Genomic DNA, 12,250 nt, shown 5'->3' with positions numbered 1-12,250 from the left:
TTCTCCTTACGAGGCGACGTTAAGGTCGGGAGCCGTCCCATTGGACCGGCGCATGCGAGCGGTCTCGGTGCGCACTCCCGGCAGACGTCGGTATATATCAAGGTAGTCGGACGCCATGCGGCTTGCGGAAAAGCGTCTCCCGAACGTTTCGCGCACCCTGTGACGATCCATGCGCAGAGCCCATTCGACGTTTTCCACCGCTTCCGTGACTGTATCGACGATGATGCCAGAGAGCCCGGGGTCGATCAGTTCAGGCACCGAGCCGCGGTTGAAGGCGATAACGGGTGTCCCGCACGCCATGGCTTCGATCATCACCAGCCCGAAAGGCTCGGGCCAGTCGATCGGAAAGAGCAGGGCACCTGCATTGCCGAGAAATTCCGCCTTCTGATGTTCGTTGATCTCTCCGATGAACTCGACGTTGGGATGGCTCTTGACCATCGGTTCGATCACCGTGTCCCAGTAGGCCTGGTCGGCATTGTCGACCTTGGCGGCCATCCTTAGCGGCATCCCGGCTTTCGCCGCGATCTGGATCGCTCGATCGGGACGCTTTTCCGGCGAGATGCGGCCAAGGAAAGCGAGATAATTGCCTTTCGGCTTGGCGGTGAAGGGCAGGCCATCAGTGGCAAGCCCGTGATAGACTGTTCCGGCCCAATTGACCGGCGGCATGGGATGGCGCTGGTCGTTGGAGATCGACACCAGCGGAATATCGGGGAACGCCTTGTAGAAGGGCCTGAGGTCTGGCAGATCCAGCCGCCCGTGCAGCGTCGTGACGGTACGATCGGCAAAATCCCGGATCAGCGGGAAATGCAAGAGATCGATGTGGAAGTGTAAGACGTCGAATTCATGCGCCCGGCAGCGGACTTCCTCCAGCATGACGACATGATGCGGCAGGTGGTCCTTGACGGCCGGATTAAGCCGCAGGGCGACGTCAGAGCACGGCACCAGCCAGGCATCGGTGACGGAATCGCCGCTGGCAAAGAGGGTGACATCGTGACCCCGCCGAACCAGCTCGTCGGTCAGGTATGAAACAATGCGCTCGGTGCCGCCGTACAGCTTGGGCGGGACACTTTCAGCGAGCGGCGCGATCTGGGCGATCTTCATCGGCAAAACCTCCGCAATTGAGCAAAGAGTCGACGGTAAAAATCAGATCCGCATCCTTGCTAAGGCATGCGGCAGATTAAGCCGTTTCTACATCTCGAATGGCTGTCGCAGGCGGTCTCCTCTCCGGAAGCTACACAGGCTGAAGCCGCCCATCCGGCGTGGTTGTGGTCTGCGGCGCTGGCTTCGGTGGATGTTGGCGGCAACGGGTAAACCTTGCTCTCCAGCGCGCATATCGCCCTCGTCCAGATGTTTCAGCGCTTGGATGATCTCGTCATAAGAGACGGCCTTATCCGTGCCGGGGTAAAGTCGTAGGGCGGGTGCGGATTCGATCGCGAATATATCGGATGCCCACGAAGCGAGAATGGCCCGCTTCTCTTGCTTGCCAATGCCCTCGGCCGCAAGCACGTCCCGCGGGTGATTGAAATGTTTGGCCGGATGCAGGAGATGGGCAGCACTGATGGCCGCGGTGGCTTGCTTTGGAAGAGTATTCTCGATGTCCTTTCTCATAGGTTGGCTCCATTGATGTTGCTCGACGGAACGGCTGGTACGGATATGAAATGTAAGGGAAGGCCCGCTGTGGCGGCCTGCGCGGGCCTTCCCGCAGGCCTTAGAAGTCCATGCCGGCCCCAGCGGGCAGGGCGGGGGCGGCATCCTTCTTCGGCTTTTCGGCGATCATCGCCTCAGTTGTGACCAACAGACCCGCGACCGAGGCCGCATCCTGAAGCGCGGTGCGCACCACCTTCGCAGGGTCGATCACGCCCTGCGCGTATAGATCGCCATATTCGCCGGTCTGGGCGTTCCAGCCGAAGGACAACTCCGACTTTTCGCGCAGCTTGCCGACGACGATCGAACCTTCGGCGCCAGCATTTTCGGCGATCTGACGCACCGGCGCCTCGATCGCCCGACGGACGATGTCGATCCCGACGCGCTGATCGTCGTTGGCCGTCGGAAGACCGTCGAGCGCCTTGACCGCACGCAGCAGGGCGACACCGCCACCGGGCAGAATACCTTCTTCGACGGCAGCACGTGTCGCATGCAGCGCATCGTCGACACGGTCCTTCTTCTCCTTGACCTCGACCTCGGTCGAGCCTCCGACGCGGATGACGGCAACGCCGCCGGCGAGTTTGGCGAGGCGCTCCTGCAGCTTCTCACGGTCGTAGTCGGAGGTGGTTTCCTCGATCTGAGCGCGGATCTGGGCGACCCGTCCATCGATCTCTGCCTTGGAGCCGACGCCATCGATGATGGTGGTGTTTTCCTTCTCGATCGAGACCGTCTTGGCGCGGCCAAGCATGTTGAGTGTCACGTTCTCCAGCTTGATGCCGACGTCTTCGGAGATCACGGTACCGCCCGTGAGGATGGCAATGTCTTCCAACATGGCCTTGCGGCGGTCGCCGAAGCCCGGGGCCTTGACGGCGGCGATCTTCAGACCGCCGCGAAGCTTGTTGACGACGAGGGTCGCAAGGGCTTCGCCTTCCACGTCCTCGGCAATGATCAGCAGAGGCTTGCCGGACTTCACCACGGCTTCCAGGACTGGAAGCATCGCCTGCAGATTGGAGAGCTTCTTCTCGTGAATGAGGATGTAGGGCTCTTCGAGCTCGACCCGCATCTTGTCCTGGTTGGTGACGAAGTACGGGCTGAGATAACCACGGTCGAACTGCATGCCTTCGACGACTTCCAGCTCTGTCTCTGCGGTCTTGGCTTCCTCGACGGTGATCACACCTTCGTTGCCGACCTTTTCCATCGCTTCGGCGAGATACCTGCCGATTTCCTCGTCGCCGTTGGCCGAAATGGTGCCCACTTGGGCGATTTCCGAATTGCTGGTGATCTTGCGGGCGTTCGCCTTCAGTTCCTTGACAACGGCGTCTACGGCAATGTCGATGCCACGCTTCAGGTCCATCGGGTTCATGCCTGAGGCGACAGCCTTTGCACCTTCCTTGACAATGGCCTGGGCAAGGACGGTCGCCGTCGTGGTGCCATCGCCAGCAAGGTCATTGGTCTTCGACGCCACCTCGCGCAGCATCTGGGCGCCCATATTCTCGAACTTGTCTTCCAGCTCGATTTCCTTGGCGACGGATACTCCGTCCTTGGTAATCCGGGGCGCTCCGAACGATTTGTCGATCACGACGTTGCGTCCCTTCGGGCCGAGCGTAACCTTCACGGCGTTTGCCAGAACGTCGACCCCACGCAACATGCGTTCACGGGCATCGGTATTGAATTTGACTTCTTTCGCAGCCATTGTTCACTCCTTCAATAGGCAGCTTTTTGACTGATGAGCGGCGTGTTACGCGGCCTGCTTCTGTTCGGCCTGGGCTTCGATGATGCCCATCACGTCGCTTTCCTTCATGATCAGCAGGTCTTCGCCGTTGATCTTGATCTCAGTGCCTGACCACTTCCCAAACAGGATGCGATCGCCGGCCTTGACATCGAGCGCCTGGATCTGACCGGCTTCATTGCGAGCGCCAGAGCCTATGGCGATAACTTCGCCTTCCTGCGGCTTTTCCTTGGCGGTGTCAGGAATGATAATCCCGCCCTTGGTCTTCTCCTCAGAGTCGACGCGGCGGACGAGAATGCGATCATGCAGCGGTCTGAACGACATGTTTTCCTCCATGGACAAACAAGATGACGTTGACCCCGCGCCGAACCAGATGACCGGTCCAGCCGGGTGCGAAGCCTCTTCGAGCGTTTCGCGCGAAAGATTTATTTTCCCGATTTTCCGATTTCAAGAGGGTGCCGCAGAAAAATTAGCACTCTCGCACGTTGGCTGCTAACGTGCTGGAAAGGAACAATAAGGCATGGGTTTCCGTTTGAAAAACAACTGATGACCGGGCGTACTTGCGGCATCCGTCCAATGTTACGAAAAGGAGATGAAGCATGCAGTTTTCGTCGGATCTTGAGCGGCAACTCAATGGTTATGGCCTCACTACAGCGCATATCCTGTATCACATCCCCGATTTCGAAACCGTCCTGCAAGCGTACGTCTGGCAGGACTACGATCTGGCGCCGAATTTCCCGGAGATGCAGAAGTTCCTCGACTATTGGCAGGCCAATCTCGACGGGCCTCTGCACTCGGTCCGCTATACCCATCAGCGTCTCATCGGCCCGAACGAATGGCGGCGCGTCGACGGCGAGTTCAAGCTGCACTGAATCTTGAATCCGGATTTTTCTCTTCCCAATTCTCCGAGCGATCGAGGCTCCACGAGCTCGGTCGCTATCGAAGGTCTGTTTAGAGTGAGATGATATGGAAGAGCAGATCAGGAATATCGGAGACCTCAGCATCGAGGAACGGGAAGAGGTCTTCGTCGTTGTCGCTACGGCCCTCGAGGGCACGGCACGTGAGGCCTTTGTTGAAGGTAACCGGCACTTTGCAGCGCTTTCGGCCAATATGGCGCAAGCAATCCGCGTCAACGCCGATGAGCTGGCTCGTGACGATTTGACAAACACCGAACGTATCTTGCGGCAAGCAGCTGCCATGATTTCGCAGTTCAACGCGACGCATCCGTATCGTATGGTCAGTCACGCCGTCCACTAGGCGCTGCTTCGTTGATCCGGGCGCAGTCCTGGGCGGTCGCTCAGAAGTGCCAGAGTGCGGCGGCGGTACGAGCTAGAACGAACGGGCATCGAAATCTTTATCCAGGGCGGCACGTAAGCGTCGCTTCACCGCTGGAGCCTCGTTGCCGATAGCCGAGATGAGGTCGCGCATGGCCATGCGAAGACCGTGAAGCTGATCGACGAGATCCATGATGACGTCGATGCCGGCCTCGTTGACGCCCATGCAGCCGGGCGCGGGCGAGATCTGCATTCCAGGAACTGGCGCTGGTCCTCGTGAGTTTGCGGCTGAAGCCAACCTTCCTGGATCCACAGTTCGAGCTCGGTTACTTCGATCTTGAGGCGATGACGGGATTCACGATCGTCCCCCAGCCAGTTAGCGTTTTCACACGGTCGGGGCCATTTTTCTCGCACGGCGGCGGGCTGTTGGGCCGACGGTGCCGTGGAACCGAGACGGCTGTCAAATCTTTTGCCATTGCTTTGATCGAGATAAGGCAGATGAACACGAAGATAAAACCCGAACGCGCCGAAATCCTCCGTCTTCGCGCCCGCATTGTTGCCGTCGAGCGCGCAACCCTCGCAGCACTCGAACTCGTCCTCCTCCTTAAACCAAAAGAGCTCGAAGCTTTCCTCGAAAGCCGGAGGAAAGAATTATCGCAGAACTATTTGGACGAGACGTTCGCGACGGATTTGGTAGATCCGGCTGAACGAGACTTCGTCGCTGAAGAGGTGGAAAGATTGATGCGTGCGCTTCAATCGGAAATGGATTTCAAGGGTGGAGTTTCAACTCCGGAAAGCGGATGATCAACGCCACGGGCCTATAAGCCGCTCGTACTCTGCTTCCGATACACCGTAGCAACCGTTAGACCGTTTGGCCAAGCCAGCACGGTCAATGATCTCGATTGTGCCCCGGCTGGCCTTGATGAGCCGCTCGCCTTCAAGAATGTGGGTTGCATCAGTGACGCTGGGCCGTCTCACGCCCAGCATCAGCGACAGAAAGTCGTGGGTGAGGGAAAGGGGTGACCCCAGACGATCTGCCGACATCAATATCCAGCGGGCGAGCCGTTCTTCAACGTTGTAGCGGGCATTGGCGTAAGCGGTCTGACCGACTTGCAGCTGGAAGACGTGAACATAGCGCAGGAGAAGCTTTCGCAGGGATTCGCTCTCGTCGATCGCTCTCAAAAGGGGTGCGACCGCTATGCGTCTAGCTGGACCGCCAACCTGCATGAATGTCTTGTGTGGCGTTTGCATGGCGCCAAGGATGACCGGCACGCCAATAAGCCCTTCGTAGCCCTGCGCACCGATCTCGGCCGAGCCGTAAACCTCGTCAGGCATTACCGTCGAACCCAAGCCGCCGTCCAGAAAGTATACGTGGGTCAGCGGTCGCTGGCTCTCTATGCACACATCGCCCCTGTTGAGGGCGACGGGCTCGAGGTGATCCCAAAGCAAATCCCCATCCGCTTGCGATAAGGCGCGGAGCAATAGGTTCGATCGGCCAGCGGGCAATGTAGACAGTTGGTTCATGGTAAAATCGTCGAAATAGCTTTTGGCAGAACGCATGACAGCCATCAAGAGTTCAGTATAAGATTGAAAATGGTCTTCAGTTTTCAGAGGCAACACGTAGCTGTCGGAGGCGTTCGTTCTTCTCCTCGCGTCGTCTGCGTTCCTCTTCAGCGGCTTCGGCCGCGGCCTTGTTTGTTCGCTCGAATGCTTCCGCGCGTTCCTGCACGGTCAGAGTGCGTCTGATCCTGCTTACCATTGGAATGTTCCTTGAGGGTCTTCTGATATATGGGTGGATTGCCAAGCCGCTTCAACACCTTGAGCGAAGTGTCTGTAGCGTACCGCCCTTGAGCGGGCGCTTGCGAAGGGCGCGATCGGGCCACCTCATAATCGTGAATCTCCCCAGATGTCCGCCGGCGTCCGCCTCGATGCTCGCGCGTCGGGTGAGAGGGCGGCTCCCATTCTCGGGTGAGCCCCCTCGGTCCAGTTCAGCAAGCTACGGAAAATCATGGCCGCTTACGATCACCTCGTCATTTTTCTGCACGGCATCGGGGCGTCTGGCGCTCAGCTCATGCCATTGGCATCATCCTGGCGAGCACAGCTTTATCCTGTGTGCAAAGAGAGATGAATGAACCGGCGTTCCACTTAGTTCATGACGCGCTTGCCTGGCAACCCTACTCGGTCGACATTCGCGTCAACCACTCTCCTGCCTCCGCCGCAAACGTCGCCGGGATGGTTCGGGCGCTCCCCATCGGGTCGAGCGTCCTTTTTTAACCGCTTCCTGGTGACACGCTCTCATCGCCCTTGTCGGGCAATGCTCCGGCGCCGGGCGTCTTGCTTTCGTCCTGCAGGTGCTCCTTGTCATGAGGACCTGCAGCGGGTTGATCCTGACCGTCGACTGGTTTCTTGCGTGTCTCCTCGATTGCCTGCTCGGCTTTGATGTCCTGGACAGAGCCGTTCGGCGGCACTTTGAGGATGCCATCGTTGGAACGGCAGTCTCTCAGAGCAGCCCATTTCCCGACGGCGATGGTCAGGGATGCGGCGTCGTTCGGTGTCCCCGGTGCGAACGACCTTCCAGACCTGCGGAACGAAGCTGCAGACGGAACAGACGGAGGCAATATCCGACAATGAGCGCTATATCCATAATTTCGATCTCCTGACTCCGCCATTCACGGCCGTCGGGAACTATCGCCGCTAATCCGTGTTCCAAAACGCTCCCTCCGCCTCAGGGCGGTTACCGATAATGGATGATGGAATGGATCTAACAAAAAGAGACTGCATCATCGTCGGAGGTGGGCCTGCCGGACTGACGGCGGCGATCTACCTGACGCGCTATCACCTGTCTGTGACGGTTTTTGATGACGGAACCAGCCGGGCAGCCAACATCCCGGTGTCCCATAACCATGCCGGCTTCCCCAGCGGCATCAATGGTGCCGACCTGCTCCGCCGGATGCGCGCTCAAGCCGTCATGTACGGCGCGGAAATCGACGATAAACGAGTGACCGCACTGCGCAAGGCAGAAAAGGATTTCGTCGTCTCTTTCGCCGACGGCTCCTTATCGGCCCGAACGGTTCTCGTCGCCACAGGTGTTGTGAACCGCATGCCGTCGATGCCAAAAGACAAGCACGACGAGGCAGTGAAACGAGGGCTCATCCGCTACTGTCCGGTTTGCGACGGCTTCGAAGTCACGGACAAACGCGTGGCGATCATCGGGCAAGGCTCCCAAGCGTTCAAGGAAGCGGTATTTCTCAGAAGTTATAGCCGTGACATTACTTTGGTGTCACCCTCCGGCGAGCATGAACTCAAGGCGAGCGAGGAGACGCGGCTGCAGCAGCTGGGCATATTGGTGAAGGGTGGCCCTTTCGAAATCGATGTCGAACAAGGCGCGATCGCGATCCGTACAAGCAGGGGCACGCATCGGTTCGACTCCATCTACCCCGCGTTGGGATCGGACGTCAGATCGGAGCTCGCCTTAGGGGTGGGTGCAACGGTTTCGGGGGAAGGATGTATTTGCGTCGACGGTCACCAACGCACAAACGTCCGGGGCCTGTATGCCGCTGGAGACGTGGTGATTGGACTGGATCAAATTAGCCACGCGATGGGCCAGGCTGGTGTCGCGGCCACGACGATCCGGAATGATCTTAGCGATTTGTCAGCATTGATCCGCTGAGCCCAGCGGGCCCGATGCGTATAATTAATTGCTGAGCGACGTTGCATGAGTGTCAAGGAAGTCGCACCTCAGCCATATTAGCGACGAAGGCTGGCCGACGCGTTCCGAGAACGCGGCGGATGGACGTCATTAGGTGCTCCTGACCCGATTCGCGTGGGGTGACAAGTTCTGGCCAGACGCAAAAAAGGGCGCTCGTCGAGCGCCGTTTTCCATTCTGGTTGGGATCGGGCTGCCTTGTTCCCCTTAACATTCGCGGACGCTTCGGCGAGCTGCGTCAGTTTCTGGTCGGTCACTTCTTCCTCGGCAAGGTTGGCTTGCAAGAGCGGTACGGCGTCTTTAAGCCCCAGCTGCTTCGCCCATGCGAACAGCGTGCCGTCGCGGGCGATCTCGTAGTGTTCTACACCCTGTGCAGACGAAATGAGACCAGCGTCGAGGGCCACGGTGCCGTTGTATTCCTCCATGATCTCCTGGACTTCGGCGATAATACCCTGGATGGCTTCGCAGGTCTTGCCACGGGCCGTCCCAGGACGGCATGCCGGAGGGTTGAGGAGTGTTATGAAAAATGCTTGAATTACATGGCCGGCCGCAAGGCCGATTAAATATCTCTCGGACGGGACCAATTTGGCTCCGCGGACCGTAAGGAGTCGGGTCGTGGAGAGATTTGATGGCAGCCACCTTACACTTCAATGTGCGGCCCGCCGCAATCCAAACCTGCCCCGTCTTAACTAAGGCGGGGCTTTTCTTGGCGTTTCGCCGATCGGCTTCGACATTCCAGGAGGTTGGATGAGCGATACCGACAAGCCGGCGTTCCGCATCGATGGCCGATATCACTGTCAATGATGCGGTCGACCTCTATAATGAAGGACATAGGACGCGCGAGGAACTGGTCACGCTGCTGATCATGAAGTTTGATAGCCTTCACTCGCTGCAGGTAAACGCGTGTGCCGGTACCAAGTCTGGACGGCATCGGAAAGCACGTTTACGTCGTCCATCTGAAGTGAGAGATTGAAGTCCGTCATCTCATGCTCCTTGAGCGTCGCAACAATTCGCCCGGACCGCGATAGGAAAACTGGTACTGCATTAACCTCCCAAGGACAACCATCAGTACGGTTGCGAACGGTTGCCGCGAGCCTCCGCCAAGTCACCGCGATCCGCTTCTCCAACGATTTGTACGGAACCGCGCAGGAACCGGTATCGCACGCGCCCGGTTAGAAAGGCGGATCGCGGGAGGGGAAGCCATGTTTCCTTGCACAACGCCCTTGCACTCTCCGCGATCCACCCTCCCAGGGGATTGGCCGCGCGGAGGCAGGGTTGTTTGGTGTTTCCATCCAATGCCTTCGGTAACGCTCTGCGCGGCCTCCTGTTTTAAATCTGCCGACGAAGGAACAAGAGTGGCCGCCGAGAGTAAGGCGGATGGGCCACGCATCCGTTTCCTTTTACGCGGCCTACTCCTCCAAACTTCCCCAACTAGCCCCGCCTTTTACGCGGGGCTTTTTTCTGAGTCTCATGCGGCTAGGTTTGAATGTGGTCGATCGACAGCCCGGGTGGAACAACTTTGCTATCGAGAGGTTCGGCGGGATTCTCGTTGGTGGAGCAAACCATGCCGAAGTATTTTTTCCACGTCCGCAGGAACGATGTCTTCGAGGAAGATTTAGAAGGCATCGACTTGGCTTCGCCTGAACAGGCACGGGAGGAAGCGGTCGCGGCCGCTCGTGAAATAGTGGCGGAGGGGATCCGGAGGGGCGATCCGGCAGACGGAGCGACTTTCGAGATCATGACCGAAGAAGGCTCGCTGGTCGCAACCGTTCCTTTCCGGTCGGCTGTCGGCCTGGAATAGCGCCCTCGCGCAAACGGTTTCAATTGTCAAAACCGCACAGAGCCTGAAGCCTTCGAACGAAAGGAGTAGGTTCTCGTTTTACCATTCGACGGATGGTGCGATGTTATGACAGAATTGCTGCAGAGGCGAGTGAATAACAGATTGTTGCGGCGGTTTCCGGAGGATGCCTTCGAGCTTCTGGCGCCGTTCCTCGAACCCGTCGATCTTCCTGTCAAATGCCCACTCATGCTGCCGCGCAAACCGATCGAGCATGTCTGCTTTATCGAAAGCGGCCTCGCCTCGATGGTCGCCGAAAGCGCCGAGGGCAGAAGCCTCGAAGTCCGCCACATCGGCCGCGAAGGGATTGCCGGATACCCCGTTATCCTCGGCGTGGATCGGACGCCAAATAAGACCTTCATGCAAGTGTCAGGCCACGGGCTTCAGGTCGCTAAGGAGAATTTTCTTCCAACGCTTGAGAACGCGGATGTGCGGCAACTGCTGCTGCGCTATGTCCACACCTGCGAGCTGCAGCTTGCCCACACGGCGCTGGCTGCGGCGAAATTCCACACGCATGAGCGCCTAGCGCGCTGGCTGCTCATGTGTCACGACCGCATCGAGGGCAATGATCTGCCGCTTACGCATGATTTCCTGGCATTGATGCTGGGTGTCAGGCGAGCCGGCGTCACCGATGAGCTGCACATCCTTGAAGGCATGCACGCCATCAAATCGACACGCGGTAACGTCCGCATCCTTGATCGCGACATGCTGATCGAAATCGCCGGCGGCTGCTATGGTGTGCCGGAGCAGGAATACGAGCGGCTGATTGAGAACTCGCCGCAGCCGTCGGCTCTGCCCGTCCAACTAAACGGCAATCGCCATCATCATACGCGTTGAGCAGCCGCCCCAGGGCCCAAAGCTTGCACCGACCCGCACCGCGCGTAATATAATCCCACGTCGTCCCCGCGCGCGCCATCTCCCAAAACTGACCCAACAGTGAGGGTTCCTTTTTGAGCACTCCCACTAAGGGCATCCCAGGGGTATCGCTAAGGAACCGAGCGTCGGCGGCATAAAGGATCGCACCGACATTCATTGTTCGGCCCTCAGATCGTATCGGTTCGGCATGCGCAAGCATTCCGTCTGGCAACTTCCGCGAACTGGGCACAGGCTTAATAGCCCGGTCCCGGAGAACCTCACCATATGCATGCAACCAGTCTGCGAGTTTGCGATGAAACCAAATCGCAGCAATATATGGCGTCTCATGCGTGCTCCGTGATTAATGAGCGATCGGCAAAGTAACGTGATGGCGTGGTCCCAAGCGCCTTCCTGAACATGACGATGAAGGCTGTCGTGGATTCATACCCCAAGTCTCCTGCTACCCGCTGGACTGTCGCACCGCCGGCAAGTTCCCGCAGCGCGATGACCAGATGTAGCTGACGCCGCCAACGGCCGAAGCTCAATCCTGTCTGTTGGACCATAAGCCTCTTCAACGATCGCTCGCTCACCGCGACATGCTCAGCCCATTCGCCAAGGGTTCGGCGGTCGCTCGGGTCTGCCAAAAGAGCCGCGGCGATCAGGGCGATCTTTGGATGGTCAGATACGGGCAGCTCCAGCCTCTCCCGCGGCATCAGCGCGAGCTCATCGAGCATGACCCGCACGAGGCGATCGACATGAGCGTCGCGGGCGTGATTTTCCGATAGGTCCGCTACCCGGTGTATCATCTCCCGAAGCATCGGCGATACCGAAAGCGTGCAGCATACAGCCGGAAGCATGGCCGCGCCGGGCTCGACAAACAGGTACGTTAGACGAGCATTGGACGTGACCTGATTGCTGTGAGGAACGCCACCTGGTATCCAAACTCCGCAGTCGGGCGGAACGATCCAGACCCCACTTTCCGCTCTGCAGGTCACCGCGCCATGGAGCGCCAGGATCAGTTGACCCTGCGGGTGCTGGTGCTGCACCCCCTCGGCTTCATAGTCGGCGAAGTCCATCCTGATCGCCATCGCAGGCCCATGCAAGAGGCTTAGATCTATCGCGGCACTGCAGGGTGGCTTATTCGAAGGTTGGCCCGATTTCGAGATCATATGGCATTATCTCCACTTTTGCTCGCGGGGCAATCC

Annotated in this window: 13 protein-coding genes and 2 pseudogenes; 6 read left to right on the top strand and 9 right to left on the bottom strand. The window is 58.6% G+C overall.

The window, feature by feature from the left end:
• Window positions 1-6: 6 nt before the first annotated feature.
• From ACM5SV_RS13700 to groES, 4 genes are all read right to left on the bottom strand, one after another.
• Window positions 7-1,101, bottom strand: a complete 1,095-nt coding sequence (locus ACM5SV_RS13700; RefSeq protein ID WP_003555341.1) for a glycosyltransferase family 4 protein — start codon at window positions 1,099-1,101, stop codon at window positions 7-9.
• An 87-nt stretch (window positions 1,102-1,188) separates the two neighbouring features.
• Window positions 1,189-1,608: a hypothetical protein gene (locus ACM5SV_RS13695; RefSeq protein WP_003555342.1), complete on the bottom strand. Its 420-nt coding sequence runs from the start codon at window positions 1,606-1,608 to the stop codon at window positions 1,189-1,191.
• Between the two features lie 100 nt (window positions 1,609-1,708).
• Window positions 1,709-3,337, bottom strand: a complete 1,629-nt coding sequence (gene groL / locus ACM5SV_RS13690; protein WP_003555343.1) for a chaperonin GroEL — start codon at window positions 3,335-3,337, stop codon at window positions 1,709-1,711.
• A 45-nt stretch (window positions 3,338-3,382) separates the two neighbouring features.
• Window positions 3,383-3,697 (bottom strand): co-chaperone GroES, encoded by a 315-nt coding sequence (groES, locus tag ACM5SV_RS13685; RefSeq protein WP_003555344.1) that lies wholly within the window; start codon window positions 3,695-3,697, stop codon window positions 3,383-3,385.
• A 275-nt stretch (window positions 3,698-3,972) separates the two neighbouring features.
• Between groES and ACM5SV_RS13680 the strand changes: the two genes are divergently transcribed.
• Complete coding sequence (locus ACM5SV_RS13680) at window positions 3,973-4,245, top strand: usg protein (RefSeq protein ID WP_003555345.1); 273 nt, start codon at window positions 3,973-3,975, stop codon at window positions 4,243-4,245.
• Between the two features lie 94 nt (window positions 4,246-4,339).
• Window positions 4,340-4,630 carry a hypothetical protein gene (locus tag ACM5SV_RS13675; RefSeq protein ID WP_003555346.1) on the top strand — a complete coding sequence of 97 codons (291 nt, stop codon included), beginning with the start codon at window positions 4,340-4,342 and terminating at the stop codon, window positions 4,628-4,630.
• A 72-nt stretch (window positions 4,631-4,702) separates the two neighbouring features.
• Here the strand turns inward: ACM5SV_RS13675 and ACM5SV_RS13670 are convergent.
• Window positions 4,703-5,019, bottom strand: a pseudogene (locus ACM5SV_RS13670) (transcriptional regulator).
• Between ACM5SV_RS13670 and ACM5SV_RS13665 the strand changes: the two are divergent.
• Window positions 4,924-5,451, top strand: a complete 528-nt coding sequence (locus ACM5SV_RS13665) for a hypothetical protein (RefSeq protein ID WP_419425327.1) — start codon at window positions 4,924-4,926, stop codon at window positions 5,449-5,451. The pseudogene ACM5SV_RS13670 and the gene ACM5SV_RS13665 overlap by 96 nt on opposite strands.
• Here ACM5SV_RS13665 and ACM5SV_RS13660 read toward each other — a convergent pair whose 3' ends face one another.
• Both ACM5SV_RS13660 and ACM5SV_RS13655 read right to left on the bottom strand, forming a co-directional pair.
• A complete protein-coding gene (locus ACM5SV_RS13660; protein ID WP_012760481.1) occupies window positions 5,452-6,216 on the bottom strand; it encodes a Crp/Fnr family transcriptional regulator in 765 nt (254 codons plus the stop codon).
• Window positions 6,217-6,917: 701 nt separating this feature from the next.
• Complete coding sequence (locus tag ACM5SV_RS13655) at window positions 6,918-7,115, bottom strand: hypothetical protein (RefSeq protein ID WP_128439497.1); 198 nt, start codon at window positions 7,113-7,115, stop codon at window positions 6,918-6,920.
• Window positions 7,116-7,402: 287 nt separating this feature from the next.
• Here ACM5SV_RS13655 and ACM5SV_RS13650 point away from each other — a divergent pair, with 287 nt between their 5' ends.
• Window positions 7,403-8,317, top strand: a complete 915-nt coding sequence (locus ACM5SV_RS13650) for an NAD(P)/FAD-dependent oxidoreductase (protein WP_003555351.1) — start codon at window positions 7,403-7,405, stop codon at window positions 8,315-8,317.
• A gap of 227 nt (window positions 8,318-8,544) precedes the next feature.
• On the opposite strand, the pseudogene ACM5SV_RS13645 reads toward ACM5SV_RS13650, so the two are convergent.
• Window positions 8,545-8,835: pseudogene (locus ACM5SV_RS13645) on the bottom strand (ferritin-like domain-containing protein); the annotation flags it as partial.
• A 1,004-nt stretch (window positions 8,836-9,839) separates the two neighbouring features.
• On the opposite strand from ACM5SV_RS13645, the gene ACM5SV_RS13640 reads away from it, so the two are divergent.
• Both ACM5SV_RS13640 and ACM5SV_RS13635 read left to right on the top strand, forming a co-directional pair.
• The gene (locus ACM5SV_RS13640; protein WP_419425310.1) at window positions 9,840-10,154 is read left to right on the top strand and encodes a DUF6894 family protein; all 315 of its coding nucleotides are present in this window, start codon (window positions 9,840-9,842) and stop codon (window positions 10,152-10,154) included.
• Between the two features lie 105 nt (window positions 10,155-10,259).
• Window positions 10,260-11,027 (top strand): Crp/Fnr family transcriptional regulator, encoded by a 768-nt coding sequence (locus ACM5SV_RS13635; protein WP_419425309.1) that lies wholly within the window; start codon window positions 10,260-10,262, stop codon window positions 11,025-11,027.
• Between the two features lie 362 nt (window positions 11,028-11,389).
• Here the strand turns inward: ACM5SV_RS13635 and ACM5SV_RS13630 are convergent, their stop codons facing one another.
• A complete protein-coding gene (locus tag ACM5SV_RS13630; protein ID WP_003555356.1) occupies window positions 11,390-12,214 on the bottom strand; it encodes a helix-turn-helix domain-containing protein in 825 nt (274 codons plus the stop codon).
• Window positions 12,215-12,250: the final 36 nt, after the last annotated feature.

It is taken from the genome of Rhizobium sp. CRRU65 (genome assembly GCF_048551595.1).
Lineage (GTDB): Bacteria > Pseudomonadota > Alphaproteobacteria > Rhizobiales > Rhizobiaceae > Rhizobium > Rhizobium leguminosarum_J.
This window is presented reverse-complemented; position numbering and strand designations above follow the sequence as displayed.

Coding starts and splice junctions, on each gene's coding strand:
- ACM5SV_RS13700 (WP_003555341.1), bottom strand. CDS start 1,101: ATGAAGATCGCCCAGATCGCGCCGCTCGCTGAAAGTGTCCCGCCCAAG.
- ACM5SV_RS13695 (WP_003555342.1), bottom strand. CDS start 1,608: ATGAGAAAGGACATCGAGAATACTCTTCCAAAGCAAGCCACCGCGGCC.
- groL (WP_003555343.1), bottom strand. CDS start 3,337: ATGGCTGCGAAAGAAGTCAAATTCAATACCGATGCCCGTGAACGCATG.
- groES (WP_003555344.1), bottom strand. CDS start 3,697: ATGTCGTTCAGACCGCTGCATGATCGCATTCTCGTCCGCCGCGTCGAC.
- ACM5SV_RS13680 (WP_003555345.1), top strand. CDS start 3,973: ATGCAGTTTTCGTCGGATCTTGAGCGGCAACTCAATGGTTATGGCCTC.
- ACM5SV_RS13675 (WP_003555346.1), top strand. CDS start 4,340: ATGGAAGAGCAGATCAGGAATATCGGAGACCTCAGCATCGAGGAACGG.
- ACM5SV_RS13660 (WP_012760481.1), bottom strand. CDS start 6,216: ATGGCTGTCATGCGTTCTGCCAAAAGCTATTTCGACGATTTTACCATG.
- ACM5SV_RS13650 (WP_003555351.1), top strand. CDS start 7,403: ATGGATCTAACAAAAAGAGACTGCATCATCGTCGGAGGTGGGCCTGCC.
- ACM5SV_RS13640 (WP_419425310.1), top strand. CDS start 9,840: ATGTGGTCGATCGACAGCCCGGGTGGAACAACTTTGCTATCGAGAGGT.
- ACM5SV_RS13635 (WP_419425309.1), top strand. CDS start 10,260: ATGACAGAATTGCTGCAGAGGCGAGTGAATAACAGATTGTTGCGGCGG.
- ACM5SV_RS13630 (WP_003555356.1), bottom strand. CDS start 12,214: ATGATCTCGAAATCGGGCCAACCTTCGAATAAGCCACCCTGCAGTGCC.